Annotated in this window: 8 protein-coding genes; 1 reads left to right on the top strand and 7 read right to left on the bottom strand. The window is 35.9% G+C overall.

Annotated features, from left to right (window positions below):
- Positions 1–7 precede the first annotated feature (7 nt).
- From recD to recC, 3 genes are read right to left on the bottom strand one after another with little or no spacing between them, the layout of a single operon-like run.
- On the bottom strand, positions 8–2,002 hold the full coding sequence (gene recD / locus ACPUVN_RS06505; protein WP_426370242.1) for an exodeoxyribonuclease V subunit alpha: 1,995 nt from the start codon (positions 2,000–2,002) through the stop codon (positions 8–10).
- A complete protein-coding gene (locus tag ACPUVN_RS06500; RefSeq protein WP_426370241.1) occupies positions 1,995–5,855 on the bottom strand; it encodes a UvrD-helicase domain-containing protein in 3,861 nt (1,286 codons plus the stop codon). The genes recD and ACPUVN_RS06500 overlap by 8 nt, the downstream gene beginning before the upstream one ends.
- Positions 5,852–9,466: an exodeoxyribonuclease V subunit gamma gene (gene recC, locus ACPUVN_RS06495; protein ID WP_426370240.1), complete on the bottom strand. Its 3,615-nt coding sequence runs from the start codon at positions 9,464–9,466 to the stop codon at positions 5,852–5,854. The genes ACPUVN_RS06500 and recC overlap by 4 nt, the downstream gene beginning before the upstream one ends.
- Before the next feature lie 139 nt (positions 9,467–9,605).
- Here recC and ACPUVN_RS06490 point away from each other — a divergent pair, with 139 nt between their 5' ends.
- Positions 9,606–9,803, top strand: coding sequence for a type II toxin-antitoxin system CcdA family antitoxin (locus tag ACPUVN_RS06490; RefSeq protein ID WP_426357318.1), 198 nt, complete (start codon positions 9,606–9,608; stop codon positions 9,801–9,803).
- A 42-nt stretch (positions 9,804–9,845) separates the two neighbouring features.
- Here ACPUVN_RS06490 and ACPUVN_RS06485 read toward each other — a convergent pair whose 3' ends face one another.
- From ACPUVN_RS06485 to ACPUVN_RS06470, 4 genes are all read right to left on the bottom strand, one after another.
- Positions 9,846–10,946 (bottom strand): hypothetical protein, encoded by a 1,101-nt coding sequence (locus ACPUVN_RS06485; protein ID WP_426370239.1) that lies wholly within the window; start codon positions 10,944–10,946, stop codon positions 9,846–9,848.
- Positions 10,947–11,304: 358 nt separating this feature from the next.
- Positions 11,305–11,538 carry a hypothetical protein gene (locus ACPUVN_RS06480; RefSeq protein ID WP_426357316.1) on the bottom strand — a complete coding sequence of 78 codons (234 nt, stop codon included), beginning with the start codon at positions 11,536–11,538 and terminating at the stop codon, positions 11,305–11,307.
- On the bottom strand, positions 11,535–13,145 hold the full coding sequence (locus ACPUVN_RS06475) for a PepSY-associated TM helix domain-containing protein (protein WP_426370238.1): 1,611 nt from the start codon (positions 13,143–13,145) through the stop codon (positions 11,535–11,537). Before ACPUVN_RS06475 ends, ACPUVN_RS06480 begins: the two co-directional genes overlap by 4 nt.
- Positions 13,142–13,429 carry a hypothetical protein gene (locus ACPUVN_RS06470; protein WP_426357314.1) on the bottom strand — a complete coding sequence of 96 codons (288 nt, stop codon included), beginning with the start codon at positions 13,427–13,429 and terminating at the stop codon, positions 13,142–13,144. Before ACPUVN_RS06470 ends, ACPUVN_RS06475 begins: the two co-directional genes overlap by 4 nt.
- Positions 13,430–13,607 lie beyond the last annotated feature (178 nt).

Below are 13,607 nucleotides of genomic sequence, written 5' to 3'. Positions count from 1 at the left end.
ATTTGTTTCATGCGTTGTTATTAGAATGACTCGAATAACGTTTGATTTGTGTCTCTACACCTTGCCTCCACACTCTGGCATTTGAAGCAATACTAATATGATCTTTTGCTCTAGTGATGCCAGTATATAACAATTCTCGCGATAATAGTCGATTGTCTTTTTGATTGGGTAAAATCATAGCAACGTGCGAAAACTCACTGCCTTGGGTTTTATGAATGGTCATGGCAAATACCGTTTCAAAATGTGGTAATTTACTTGTCATTATCCAACGAAAAACGCTCTCCTCATTATTATCTTCAAATACAGCCATTAAATGTCCCGCTTCATTTTTCCATAAAAAACCAATATCACCATTATATAAACCTTGGTGATAATTATTTTCTGAAATAATAATGGGACGACCATGATAAAGCTCTTGGTGCTCGCCTTTTTTTACTATTAAAGAAGTGATCAGTTCATTTAAATAATCAACACCTTGCTCACCTACTCGAGTAGCGCATAACACGCGAAACTTAGAAAATAACGTGAAAGCTTCAGCAATATTTTCACATGCAGATATAGGCAAATAATATTTTTTAATGAGAGGTAATAGCCAAGTGATTAAATCTCCTTTTAAATGGGTGATTTGATCGGAAGTATTACGTTCGCTTGATGCATTATTATTCAGTAAAGCCCAGCTTTGGTCGTAATTACCAGCAATGACGGCTTGTGCAATCAGACCAATCCCACCTTCTCCATCAAAACGTCGGCTTTTTGTTAAAAAAGTGACACTGTCGCGTGTATGATCAAGTGCATTATTATGCGAATTAGCCGAAGGACTATTTGATAACTGCTTTGCTTTAGCTGATTTGTTAATACTTGGTATTTCAAACCCTGTTAATTGTTTTAAATAAGCAGCATTATCTGTGCTATAACCTAAAAACGGTCTAGGAGCTAAATCACTCAATACGCTACCTGCAGCTACTGAAGGAAGTTGGTCAGCATCTCCGAGTAAAATAACTTTACACTGTTTTGGCAAAGCTCTAAAAACACGGGTCATTAAAGCTAAATCAACCATAGACACTTCATCAATCAGTAATACATCAATATTTAATTTGTTATTTTCATTAAATCTAAAGTTTGGGCTATTCGGTATAACTCTTAATAGTCTATGTATAGTGTGAGTATCATTAGGTATTTGATTAAGTATTTCATCACCTATAACTCTTCTAAAACCATTGACCGCATTAACGATCGACTCTGATAAACGCTGCGCCGCTTTACCTGTAGGTGCTACAAGTGCCATTTTTAATGGCAGCTGAGTATTATCTACAGATTGTTGCTGATGTAAATAAACTAACGCAGCAAGTAGCTTTGTTACTGTGTAGGTTTTACCCGTACCAGGACCACCAGCAATAACACTAAAGTTTTTATTTAAAGCGTTAGTTATTGCTACCTTTTGCCAATCAATATCTGTAGTGGTATTTGATTCATCAGGGAAAAGCATATCGATACAAGTTTGATAAAGCCTTGTCTGTATTGTTTCAGGTTCTGACACGTTAGCTTTTAGTTGTATTTCGTTAAACAAATCTTGTTCAAATTGAAAGTAACGACGTAAATATAAACGCTCATCATCAAATACAATAGGATGTTTGGCTTCAACAGAAACATTGATAGCCGTGAATAAATCATTAAGCTTGGTTAAATCAGAAAAAACAAAACCGTGATTCACAACAACGCCTGTTTCATCACTTAAATATCCGTATTGTGTATTGGCGATAACGTGAAGAGGTAAACACGTATGTCCTTCTCTTAAGCTTTGACTAAGAGCCATAAATAAGTGAAAAAGCTCAACACGTTGAGGTTGGCTTACGCTAAAAGCGGTAATTAAGTCTTGTGCGAAAAAATAATCTATAGGTTCTATGCTAGCGATTTCTTTACGTGCTAATGCGTAGTTTGGATAAACTCTTTCATTAATAATCTGGCTTGATGAGTTTAAGTTGCTCGAGTCTAGATTACTCATCACTTACTCCTGTAAAAATGCTATCGAGGGATTCTAACTCGCTCACCGTTATTGAACGCTGATAAACTCCTGCACCTGAATACGCGAGATCATTAGTTACACCACGTAAATACAGATAATAAATACCACCAAAATGCGTTTGTGGATCGTAATCAGGTAAAGCGAACGACAAATAACGATGTAAAGCTAGCGAGTATATTAAATACTGTAAATCGTAATGGTTGTGTTCAATATCAGCTCTCATAGCTTCTTTTGTATAAAAACTAAAATCTTCACCTAAAAAGGTAGATTTATAATCGCAAACATAAAACTTTCCATCTTGTTCAAATATCAAATCGATAAAACCGTGCATCATACCTTTTAATTTATGGTAATGAGGTAATTGTACTTCTTGAATTTGTGCAATGAGCTGTGCGTTCAACATACTGTTTTCAGGTGAGATCATTTGCTCTTTGCGATGCTGCGTTAACAAGGAGGTAAGATCACTGGTGTTTGATGCATTCATTGGGAAATAAAATTCACTTTCAACAATACAGCGATCTTTCGATAGATCTTGTAAGCTGAATTGTTGCTCTACATCATTCAAAGAAGACGCTTTCTCAATGTTTTCGGCACTTTCAATGCCTTCAACCTCTTGAGCTACTAATGAAGGTACAGATGAAGTTAAAGGTGCGGCTAACACTTGCTCAAACCAATGTTGTAAATCTAATTCAGAATAACCAGCGGGTAATTCACCGTATTTGCTTAATGGCCACTCAAAAGCTTCAGGCCAGTTGGGTTGATCAAATTCTAACTTTTCAAATATGTTATGTAATAAGTTACCCGTATGAGCGCCCTTTTCTATTACAAAGCGTAATTGACTGGATTGATTGAAATCTGCAGCTTGTTCAGTATCACTATTGACTAGATTTGAAAGAACAGACGACAGCAATAAATTGTCTTGTTCATCAAGCTCATTATCCCTATCAGGTCTTGAAATACCTTTATGTTTTAGGTTTCTACTTAAAGCAGTAAATGAGCTTAACCACCAATCGCGCTCAATTTTTCCTGAGAATTTCTCAGCTGATAAAGTTTCTATATTTGCAGCATTCGATGAGTCAGCTAAATAGCAATCAGCTACATCTTCATTATCATCGATTAAAGTTAAACCAATATCGTTAGGGTTATCATTAACGAGTTGTTGAAGACTTTGCTGTACATCTGTATCTTTTTGCCATTGTAAGGTTTGACCTAATGGAGAGTTTTCGCATTTATCAAACTCTACTGTTAATAAATAACAGCGTTGCTCTGCACGTGTAACTGCTACATATAAAAGTCTAACAGCTTCTGCGTAAGCTTCATCAGCCATGGCTTGTTTAGCTTTATCTGTACCGTCTAAACTAAGGGCTAAGTTACCTTGGTCGTCATGATATTCAATAAAAGTAACAGCTTTAGCACCAAATTTAAGAGGATCTTTAAAACGTGTTGAAAAAGGAACGAATACAATGGGATATTCTAAGCCTTTAGCGCCATGTTGCGTAACAATACGGATAAGGTCGTCATCACTTTCTAAACGCAGTTCGGCTTCAATATCAGGATTGTCTTGTTGAGCTTGTTGCTCAAACCAATAAAGTAATTCTTGTGGTTGTTTATGACGCTGACTTGCCGATTGCAGTAATTCAAACAAATGCAGCAAGTTAGTTAATACACGGTCTTTATCTTGGCTAAAGCCTATAAAGTGCTCATGCATTAACTTTAACGCCATACCAATAAAGCCTTTCGATTCCCACTCTTGTTTTAAAGATAAGAACGCGAGCTTCAAATTTTGCCATGCTAATTCATCGTGTTGTAACACATAAAGCTTATTAGCGTTAAAACCGAGTAAATCTGATGCTAACGCCGCTGAGAAGTAACGATCGTTTTCAACAAACAAAATCCCCTTAAGCACTTGAACGAGTTGTTTAGTTTGCTCACTCTTTAATAAGTTTGAGCGGTTACTCATAAATACTGACGCTAAACCTGCGTTATCTAAAGCTTCTTTAATCACTCTAGCTTCAGCACCGTCACGCACAAGAATGGCTATATTTTGAGGTCGAATAGTCGTATAAGTATTATGACTAGCAGATAAACTCAATAGGCGAACAATTTCATTTGCACACCATTTAGCCATAGTCGGTCTAAATGATTGTGGAACAGAACCGCGTGATTTCTCAGGAGTAAAATGAATGAATTGCAATGCGTTATAGCTAGCATCAGCTAATTGTTTTTCTTTTGCTTTTGGTGAGGCCTTAACGGGAGAGTAATCGATAGAATATTTAAATACATCACGAGCTGGTTCAGATAATTTATTACCATAAAAAAGGCGATTATAACCTTGGATCATCGCTTCACTAGAGCGCCAATTAGTATCCATAATCCATTGGTAATCACAGCCAGAACGCGCAGCTAAATAAGCAAATACATCACCGCCCCTAAAGCCATAGATAGCCTGTTTAGGATCACCTATCATGTAAAGTGCGGCGGTTGGTTGCTGGTAATAAATAGCCTGTAAAATAGTAAATTGCTGTGGATCGGTATCTTGAAATTCATCAACTAAAGCGACAGGGAATTGCTTAAACAATAACTCTGCTAGCAAATTATCTTTCTGTGATTCAGAAGATATAAGTAAGTCATCGCTTATATCGCCACTTAATTCACTCGGCTCATTTAATTCTTTTAAATCAGCGCCTTTATCGTAACCCGTAACTATTAATTGATTAGCCAGACGAGTAATTAAGTCATCGAAACTGACTAAATCTCGACTTAACTTTTTATCGTTCACATCTTTTCTGATGTTATAAATACCTTCACGTACAATCGTTAATGCGCGTGCTCTATTAATACTTTTACTGAGTTTTTTAGCTAAGGTTTTAACTTCTTTTACGGGTTCGAAAATCTCAAGTAACTCTGCTTTATATTGAGAACGGGAATAACGTTTTCCATCAATAAATGCATCAGCCATTTTGCCATTAGCTAACTCAAGTGCTGATGGCAAATCTGTTCTTAATAGGTTTTCTAATAAGGTTAGCCAATCAACTAATTGCTGAAGCTCTAGCTCGCGTAATTCTCTGTCTTTACCCTTTTTAACATCGACTAAATAAGTGACTAATTGTGCATGGTTATTTTCTATGGATGCTATTGATTGTTTAACTAAATCAACAAAGTTATTAATGACTGACGCTTCATCAATTAAATCTAAACTGTTGTTTCTACCAATCGCTTTTGCAAATTGATTTACAAATGCATGAGGTGTTGCCCAAAATTCAGATATAAGCAAAAACTCTGATGGTGATACTCGAGCTAATACCCGATACCAATCTTGAGTGCTTTCTAAAAGAACATCGTTACAGTCAGACTCCATAGCCAAATTGAATGATTGACCACTAGTAAAAGCATGTTGGGTAAGCACTCTTTTACAAAAACCATGAATGGTAAAAATAGACGCTTCATCTAAATATAATAGCGCTTGCTTTAAACGTATTTTGGCATCATCAGCATTTACATGTTGGGCTATGGCAATAAAGTATTCGTCTTCTACTGACAAAGTATCCCAATTGTTTAACGCGTCACGAATAAAAGCATCGATACGACCTCGCAATTCCTCGGTGGCATCTTTGGTAAAGGTCATTACCAGTATTTGTTCAACCGTTAGGTTTTTCTCTAATAACAAGCGTAAATAAATACGTGTTATGTTAAAAGTTTTACCCGTACCTGCACTAGCTTCAATTAAATGCTTACCTTGTAATGGAATGGTATGCGCAACAAGGTTATTCGCTGTAACTGTACTGGTTTGCTTAGAATTAGGAACACTTTGATCATCAATAGTATTGATCATTTTATTTGCTCCCTAGCGTTGAACATATCAAGGTATAGGTATTCAAGTTCAGGAAGTACCTCGTCAATTGATGGGCAAGTCGGCCAAAAGTAATGAACATAAGGATCATTACCAATCGACATCATAGCGTTAGGATCATCCCAAAACAGTTCAAATTGTTCTTGTTCAAACACTTTAGCGCTAAAAGCTTTTTCAGCTAATTCGCCATTCACTAAAACTGCTTGTTGTGAGCCTTTTGCAAAATAACAAATAAATTTAATTAATTGAGCTTTAGCATCAGCAATTTCAGCATACTTATACTGAATTACTTTCTGGCTTTTAGTATCAAAATAAAAGCCATGCGTCGCGTTAATAGTGTCTAAAGATAATTGATCAGGCGTTTGTTGCAGCTTGGCTAACGACAAAATACATTGATGAAAGTATAAAATGATAAAGTCTTTAAACTTAGGTGTACTACTACGATAAAAAGCCAGTTTGTTATCACTAATGGGCAGCCTAGTTGAAATATTTACATTAATATTTTTAGATATATTCGCTTCAGGCGATAATGTTTGAAGGTCTACTCCTAACTCTTCTGTAGTTAAGATTAATGAGATAGTACAATTTTCATGTGCTTGAACTAAAGCATTATGCTCTTGAATTATTTGGCTAAATTGCTCTGTGTCTTGCTTCCAATTTTCAAACGTTTTATCACGAATAATCGTTTCAGGAAACTTACCCGATAAAGCGGCTGCTTTTAATGTTTGCTCTACAACTAACTCTCTTTGCTCATCTGACAATATTTCATCTGTATTACTAATATCAGGTAAATAGCTCTTTATCAGTTGTTCTCGTAATAAATAACTTTGTAGGCGATCGAATTCAAACGGCTCAACATCGTCTAACTCTAAGGCACGAATATTAAGATCTAAATTAAGCTGACTTTGTGCAAAGCTTCTTGATGGATGTTGAAAGAAAGAAATCAGTTTGGAAAGCTCTAGATTAAGAACATAAGTACCGTCTGACTCTTGCTCTAACATTTCACTCAATGAGTTGGCTAACTTGTTCACCGACGTTTCAGTACTTAAATTGCCCGTAGCGTTATGGTCAAAAGTCTGGCTCAGCTTTAACCAGTGATTATCGAAGCTTTTGAGTGAGCCTCGGTAATTTTTCTCACTAAATGGCTGCATAGGTAAATGTCTTAACTTACCGTGTATTTCTGATTTTACGTATTCTTCTTCTATTTCAGAGCTATTCTCTTCATTTAAAAGTGACCAACCATATCCGAGTTCTAAATATTCCATTAACTCTTTCAAAACCAGCGAAGCCTGTTTAGGTGAGTTATTTTTGATATTTTTACCTTGATAGCTTAAGTATAAAGATCGACGAGCGGAAATTATCGCTTCTAAAAATAGGTATCTATCATCGCCTCGTCGCGATCTATCACCTAACATAGCAGGTGTAACCGACATTAAATCAAAGCTAAGCGGTTGGCGTTGACGCGGGAATAAACCGTCATTCAGCCCTAATATGGCTATCACTTTAAAAGGAATGCTACGCATAGGTAACATTGAGCAGAAAGTAACTTGACCAACAATAAATTGTCTACCAGGATCAGGTTCACTAAAATGTTGATTTAAAAAGTCTCGAACTATCAGTAAATCAATTTTCTCTTCAAATTTTGCGTGCATGCAGTATTCGATTAACGACTCTATGGCTTGGTCTACAATAATAAAACCATCGTCGTTAGTGGTATCGAATAACTCAACGATTAATTCGTTTAAGAATTTCTTCCATTGCTCTGCGGTACGCGCTTTACTCATACTTAATGAGTACATTTGTAACTGCTCTAAAATCAACATTAATTGACCAAGCAGCTCTCCGTCATTACCTTCTATACTTGGTAGTAACAACTGATCGTTATAAATAGTTTCATAATCACCATACGCAAAACCGCGTAATAAACGTGATAAACCTTGTTGCCATGTAAAACTATTAGTTACAGCATCAGATTTTAGCGTGTGTTGTTTATGTTGCTGATCGAGTCCCCAATGTATTGAGGCATGATCTAACCACACCGATATTTTATCAATGTCTTCAACACTTAAATCAAACTTGGTTTGCATCGCAGGAATACGCAAAAATGATAAAAGCTGCGACACTTGAAAGCGGCTATCGGGCAAAGTTAATAAATCAGAAAAAGCAGCAACTACAGGTTCAGAGTCTTTACTAACCCTATCCGCTATAGAACAAGGTAATGGTGGTACTTTATCGTCGAATTCTTGCCAACCTCTAGCGAATACCGCGTTTACGTAAGGAGCATATTCCTCAACTTGAGGGCACATCACTAAAATGTCTTTTGGTGTAAGAGTGCTATCGTTATTAAATTGGTGAAGCAACCAATCATGTAAACCTTGTACTTCTCTTAAAGCACTATGAGCACTGGTGAAAACGATTGAATCATCTAATTTTTTAACAGGTTCAATACGCGCATCTGACAAGGTTAAAATATCATGTTGAACTTGTTGTAAAACACTGATGTTATTTACTGAATTAGCACCGTTTGTATTACTTGGGTTATTGTCATCAAAGTTAGTAAGCTCACTGTCATGAATATCCTCAAATGCATCAATATTTATCGTACTGTAACCATGTAACAACGCCATAAACTCACGGCCTTGCTGACCTAAGTTTGCTAGCAATGGATTTCCCACCGATGCTGTAATATCGTTGTATCCGTCCACCCATTTTTGAATGGACTTAATAGCTTGTTTCTCAGTGATAACATCACCCCAATAGGAATAACATGGGTTTAGATGAAAGAAATGCACATCAACGTATTCGCTCAGTTCATTAACAAACGACAACCACATAGGTGCCATAATATTAATTCCAAAGAATGAAATGCGTTTAGGTAAACTGTTTTTAAGGTGTTGTTGGTCGAAGCGCCCTTCTTTTAATTGATTGATCGCCTGTTCAATTAAATTAATCGGATTGTAAGATTGTTCACGAGTTAATAAATACCATAGCTTACCTTGCCACTTGGCAATATCTGCGACGTCTGACTCTTCATCTTTTACAAAGCCCGCAGTAAAGTTGCCGTTTTCCCAGTTATCAATCCATATTGGTCTAAATATTAAATACTGCTCAAATAAATCCGCCATTTGGCAAGCTAACTGATAACGTTTTAAGTCTTCTTCACTAGCAAATTCGGTGTTGAAACTTCTATGAGAAAAGCTATCTGATTCACTCGATATTTGAGTGTTAGTTTGAGTATTCCAATAACGAGTTGCGGTAGTGAAATCGGCGTCATCCATCACCTCTTTATTAGCTAATAAAGTAAATATTCGCCATGCAAGTACTTCTCTTGAGAATGGAGACTGATCTGGTACATCTTCTTCGCTAGCTATTGTTCTAACTAACTTCCAAAGAAACTGAGAAGGTAACGCGTAATCAATATTCATACTGATACCACGTTGTTTAGCTAAAGACATGTTAAGCCAATGCTGCATGCCAGCATTTTGTACAATAACAACATCTTTTGAAAAAATAGGCAGTGGTGAAACCTGTTGGATTTTATCTAACAGAACTAATAAGTTTTCCATTTTATTAGCAGGATAAAGATAGATCACACATAGCCTTTTTTATCGATTTTAATTAGTTAAATTTAAACATAAGCATTTGTATAATACGAGTTAAATCATGTATTTTTATCGATTAAATTAACTGGATAAATAATACTAAAAAGGTATGTGATTAAACGTTCAATATATGATTGTATTTCACTCGATATTGCAAACGCTATACAATTTAGATTCAGATAACTCCAGTCAGTCCGAAGCTTCAAAACAAACTATTGAAGCTAAAGAATGGGTAACTGAAAATAAAAAAGCGATAAAATCATACAATGATTTTATCGCTGAACATGGATGTTTTTCTGCTGAATATAGAGAATACGATGATAATTAGATAACTTTGAACGTTAAGCTTGCCCCTAAATTACCAGTGAATTCAAACCCCATTACCGTTATCTAAAAAAATAGAACAAACATCAATCACACGTAACTTTTGATTTGTTACATAAGCAACTTTACAACCATCTGGAGATACTTCGGTGTGACGTACAGTTCCTCTAGTAATTTGATACGCTGTTCCATCATGAATAAGCCGAAGTCCATCAATACTACCTTTATTATTGACTGCACCAATAATACCTACTTTTGTTGGTTTCACATGTTGAAGTGCTGGACTAATATCAATTAACTCAAACTTTCCATTTACATGTAAAACTCTAACTGTTGCTGTAGTTTCTATGGTAGGGAATCTATTTTCTATCACATAAGCCTTTAACCAACTAATCCATTTGAAATCTGGAACGAATGCACTTGACGAAGTCATCAGTTCAAGAGCTTGACCATTAGCTTGATAATAAATCCACCTTTTATCTTTTCCATATTTTTTTGGAATTCGTACGCATCCATGTTCTGAGCTTAACCTCCATGCGTCATAGGCCTCACCGCTAGTGTTATCAGGAGGGCATTTATCTAAAGGAGGTAAGTATTGGAAAGGCTTTCTTTTAGCTTGATCATATTCTTCCTGAGTTTCCGAGCCTAAGTTACCATATAACAACTTAGGTTTAGACGTATGTAGGTTGTTTTTAGGATCATATCCACCCATGGCTGAACGGATAAGTATTTTACCATTTTTATGCCCTATCAACTGCCCTTTTTTATATAGAATAGTTTTTTGGGTTGTAATATCTAGAATATTTACTTGTTTTGACGATTCAAGATCAGAATATTCTACACCAGAAAAGCTATTCTTTGTTTTCGTGGAATTAACACCATAAATAACTTTATTAAAAGACAACCAGCTAACTACAGAGCCTCTTCCCATTCTGTCGACATAACCACTCCCTTCAACATATGCATATGGCTCAGATTGCGCAACAGAGAGTCTAAGCGCATCAGCGTATGCACGTTGCTCACCCAATGGAAGGTCTTCTATTCGATTCTTTTTATCAGGAGAGCACCCTTGTACTATTAGAATAAAAATTATTAGAAAAAAAGCATTTAGCCAGTTTTTTAGATCTAGTTTAGCAATGTCATTCATTTATAATTATCCATTTACTAGTTATCCATTTAGTGAACTCTAATTATGTAGATGTACCAGCAATAAAACCACTTTTCTATTTAATAATTTACCAAGCGTGAGATGAAACTCAGTTTGTTGCATTAAAAATACTATGTGATTTTTTAGGAACCCATGAACTCAATCTCGAAAAATTTATGTCGCTTGTTCATCTTCAATAAATGAACCTAAAGACGGTAACGTTATACAAGTTAATATCTATCTCTCTGATTTATAAATAAACCAACTTAAAAAGACATGGTTTTATCCTGTCGCTCTCAAAATTAAAGCAGTGGAGTTAAATTTAAGAAACGATGTTTTATCAAAGGATAAGTCAGAGTTAATCTCTTTGTTTACCAAGGAAGAAGGCAATAAGTAAACCACAAGCTAATGATGTTGGAATACCGATAAAAAACCCGCCAATAGTGCCATGAATTTTAATAAATAGAGCAATGGCTACACAATACAAAACGATAGCAATCCACCTATAAGCTTTATTCTTTGCACGAATTCTAAATAAACCGATACTGATCACAAAGGAAATGAGCGCTGCTAAAAGCATTATTATATTCATGCTACTTGTCCTTCAGCCATAATCACGTTTTTAGCTTTAAGTCTTCTATTAATACCTTTTGTTCCCCACCATAAGCTTGTAAAACCAAGGATAAGGAAAGTTAGGTCGACCAAAGTGATAAATAAATTGTTTGCCGCAAATGCATGGCTATCACTTAGCAATATATTTAAAGGTAATACCGAGATACAAGCAGCTGAAAAGGCAAGTACCATTAACTGTAGATATCTGTGATAGTTAATAGGAAATACCGCTAGAGCGAACCAAGCCAACCAGGTATAGAAAAACAGCGGTCCAAAATAGTTGTTATGTAAGTTCCCTGCTACCGCATAATTTAAAATGAGTTGTGCTGGAAATAAAATAGCACACGCTAAAACTAATCCGCCACAACTACCAATAATGACACGATTCCAGCGCTGATAAGCCACCATTGAAAGACTAGGGTTACTTCCACGAGTACGTTTACTTAACCACATCATCATGCCTGAAAGCGGTAATAATGCTGTTGCTAAACCTAGAAACGTCCAAAGTAACTTAACAAATATTCCACCAAAGTTACCAAAATGTAGAGGGAAAAGTAGATTAAGCACTTGTATAGAAACCCCAGGTATATCGCCTAAAGTACTCATCGACTTAACAAATTCACCATTGCCTTTAAATTGTATTAACTGTGTTTGAACCGCTTCACCGCCTAATATACTTAAATACACTTCTGCGTTGGCGTCGTTATGAGCCATAACCGTTATATTGCGAATTGTCGCTTTAGGGTAACGCTGCTCTGTTTCAACGATTATGGTATCAAGTGTAGTAGGTAAAAACTCATGACTGATTTCAGGCTCAGGTATTACTGTAAACGTTGCGACAAGCTTGTCTTGGTCACCACCAAAACTAACAAAAGCTGCGGCAGGTAATAAAATAACACTGGCTAAACCTAAAAATGCACCTGTAAAACCAATAACGCCATAGAATAAGCTACCCCAAATCCCCATAATTTTATGAGCATCACTTACAAGAACATCAAGGCCCTTTTTACGACGAAAGGTGAATAACTCTTTTAAATACTGACGATGAATAAACAAACCTGTAATAGTAGATACCAGTAAAGTTAATCCTAAAAATCCAGTTAAAATAAGTCCTATCGGTCGCCCTAAATGTAGATCTGCATGAAAATGACCTATAAATGAAGGCGCATCAGTTTTCCTATTGTCGTAATAAGCCTGAGCAAGACCATAGTATTCATTCACTAATTCAAAAGTGACTGGATCAAATTCGTACGCATAAGCGGCTTCATCTTCATAGTTTTCATCACCATCATGAGACTCGAACAATATGGTGAGTAGATGTGTTTGGTAACCGTTTGGCATATATATATGAATATTTTCGCCAAACTGTTCAGGAACTTTCTTATGGTATTGATTTACTAACTCTGTAACTTTAACGGCTGGAACACTTTGCAGTTGGTGAATCTCTGGGTTAGCCCATATCTTTAGTTCTGGTCGACAAAGCACAGCAATCGCACCTGTAAACGCAACAATAAATAATAAGATGGCCGTTACTATTCCAACCCAGCTGTGGATCATAAATAATTTTTTTAAATTGATAGGCTTCATGTTGAACTCCCTGTTAACGCAAAGTAGCTAAAAAGTGCGTGCGTTATGATCAGTAGCATCATTAGCGCAAATGGCTGCCATGCTTTATCAGCCATATAAGAGTAAATGAAGAATATTGGCCAAATGATTGGGAATAACATGATAGGTAAAACTATCTGTTCACTCTCCTGAAAAGGAATATAAGTCGTCATGCCGGGTATCATCACAACCGCAGTGATTAAAGCTAAAATACAGGCGTTAAAGTGACGCCATCGTGTTGATGTAAAGGTTTTCTTTATATTCATGATTCAAGGGGTCTTTTTATTTTTAATGTTAATTTTGAATAACTTTATTCAATAAGCAGCTGTTCATAGGCTTTAATTTACATAGCCCATAGCAATTATCGACATTTTAATAATGGTTATGAATGGCTTAAATAATAAATATTCAGCTCAACTTACATATAAGATCAACACAAGTACG

This window comes from Pseudocolwellia antarctica (assembly GCF_049933045.1).
In the GTDB taxonomy this organism is placed as follows: Bacteria; Pseudomonadota; Gammaproteobacteria; order Enterobacterales; family Alteromonadaceae; genus Pseudocolwellia.
Note: the sequence above shows the minus strand (reverse complement) of the source record. Positions and strands in the feature narration are given on the sequence as shown.

Bases quoted from the DNA above. Each gene is read 5' to 3' on its own strand.
- recD (WP_426370242.1), bottom strand. From the start codon at position 2,002: ATGAGTAATCTAGACTCGAGCAACTTAAACTCATCAAGCCAGATTATT.
- ACPUVN_RS06485 (WP_426370239.1), bottom strand. From the start codon at position 10,946: ATGAATGACATTGCTAAACTAGATCTAAAAAACTGGCTAAATGCTTTT.
- ACPUVN_RS06475 (WP_426370238.1), bottom strand. From the start codon at position 13,145: ATGAAGCCTATCAATTTAAAAAAATTATTTATGATCCACAGCTGGGTT.
- ACPUVN_RS06490 (WP_426357318.1), top strand. From the start codon at position 9,606: ATGATTGTATTTCACTCGATATTGCAAACGCTATACAATTTAGATTCA.
- ACPUVN_RS06480 (WP_426357316.1), bottom strand. From the start codon at position 11,538: ATGAATATAATAATGCTTTTAGCAGCGCTCATTTCCTTTGTGATCAGT.
- ACPUVN_RS06500 (WP_426370241.1), bottom strand. From the start codon at position 5,855: ATGATCAATACTATTGATGATCAAAGTGTTCCTAATTCTAAGCAAACC.
- ACPUVN_RS06470 (WP_426357314.1), bottom strand. From the start codon at position 13,429: ATGAATATAAAGAAAACCTTTACATCAACACGATGGCGTCACTTTAAC.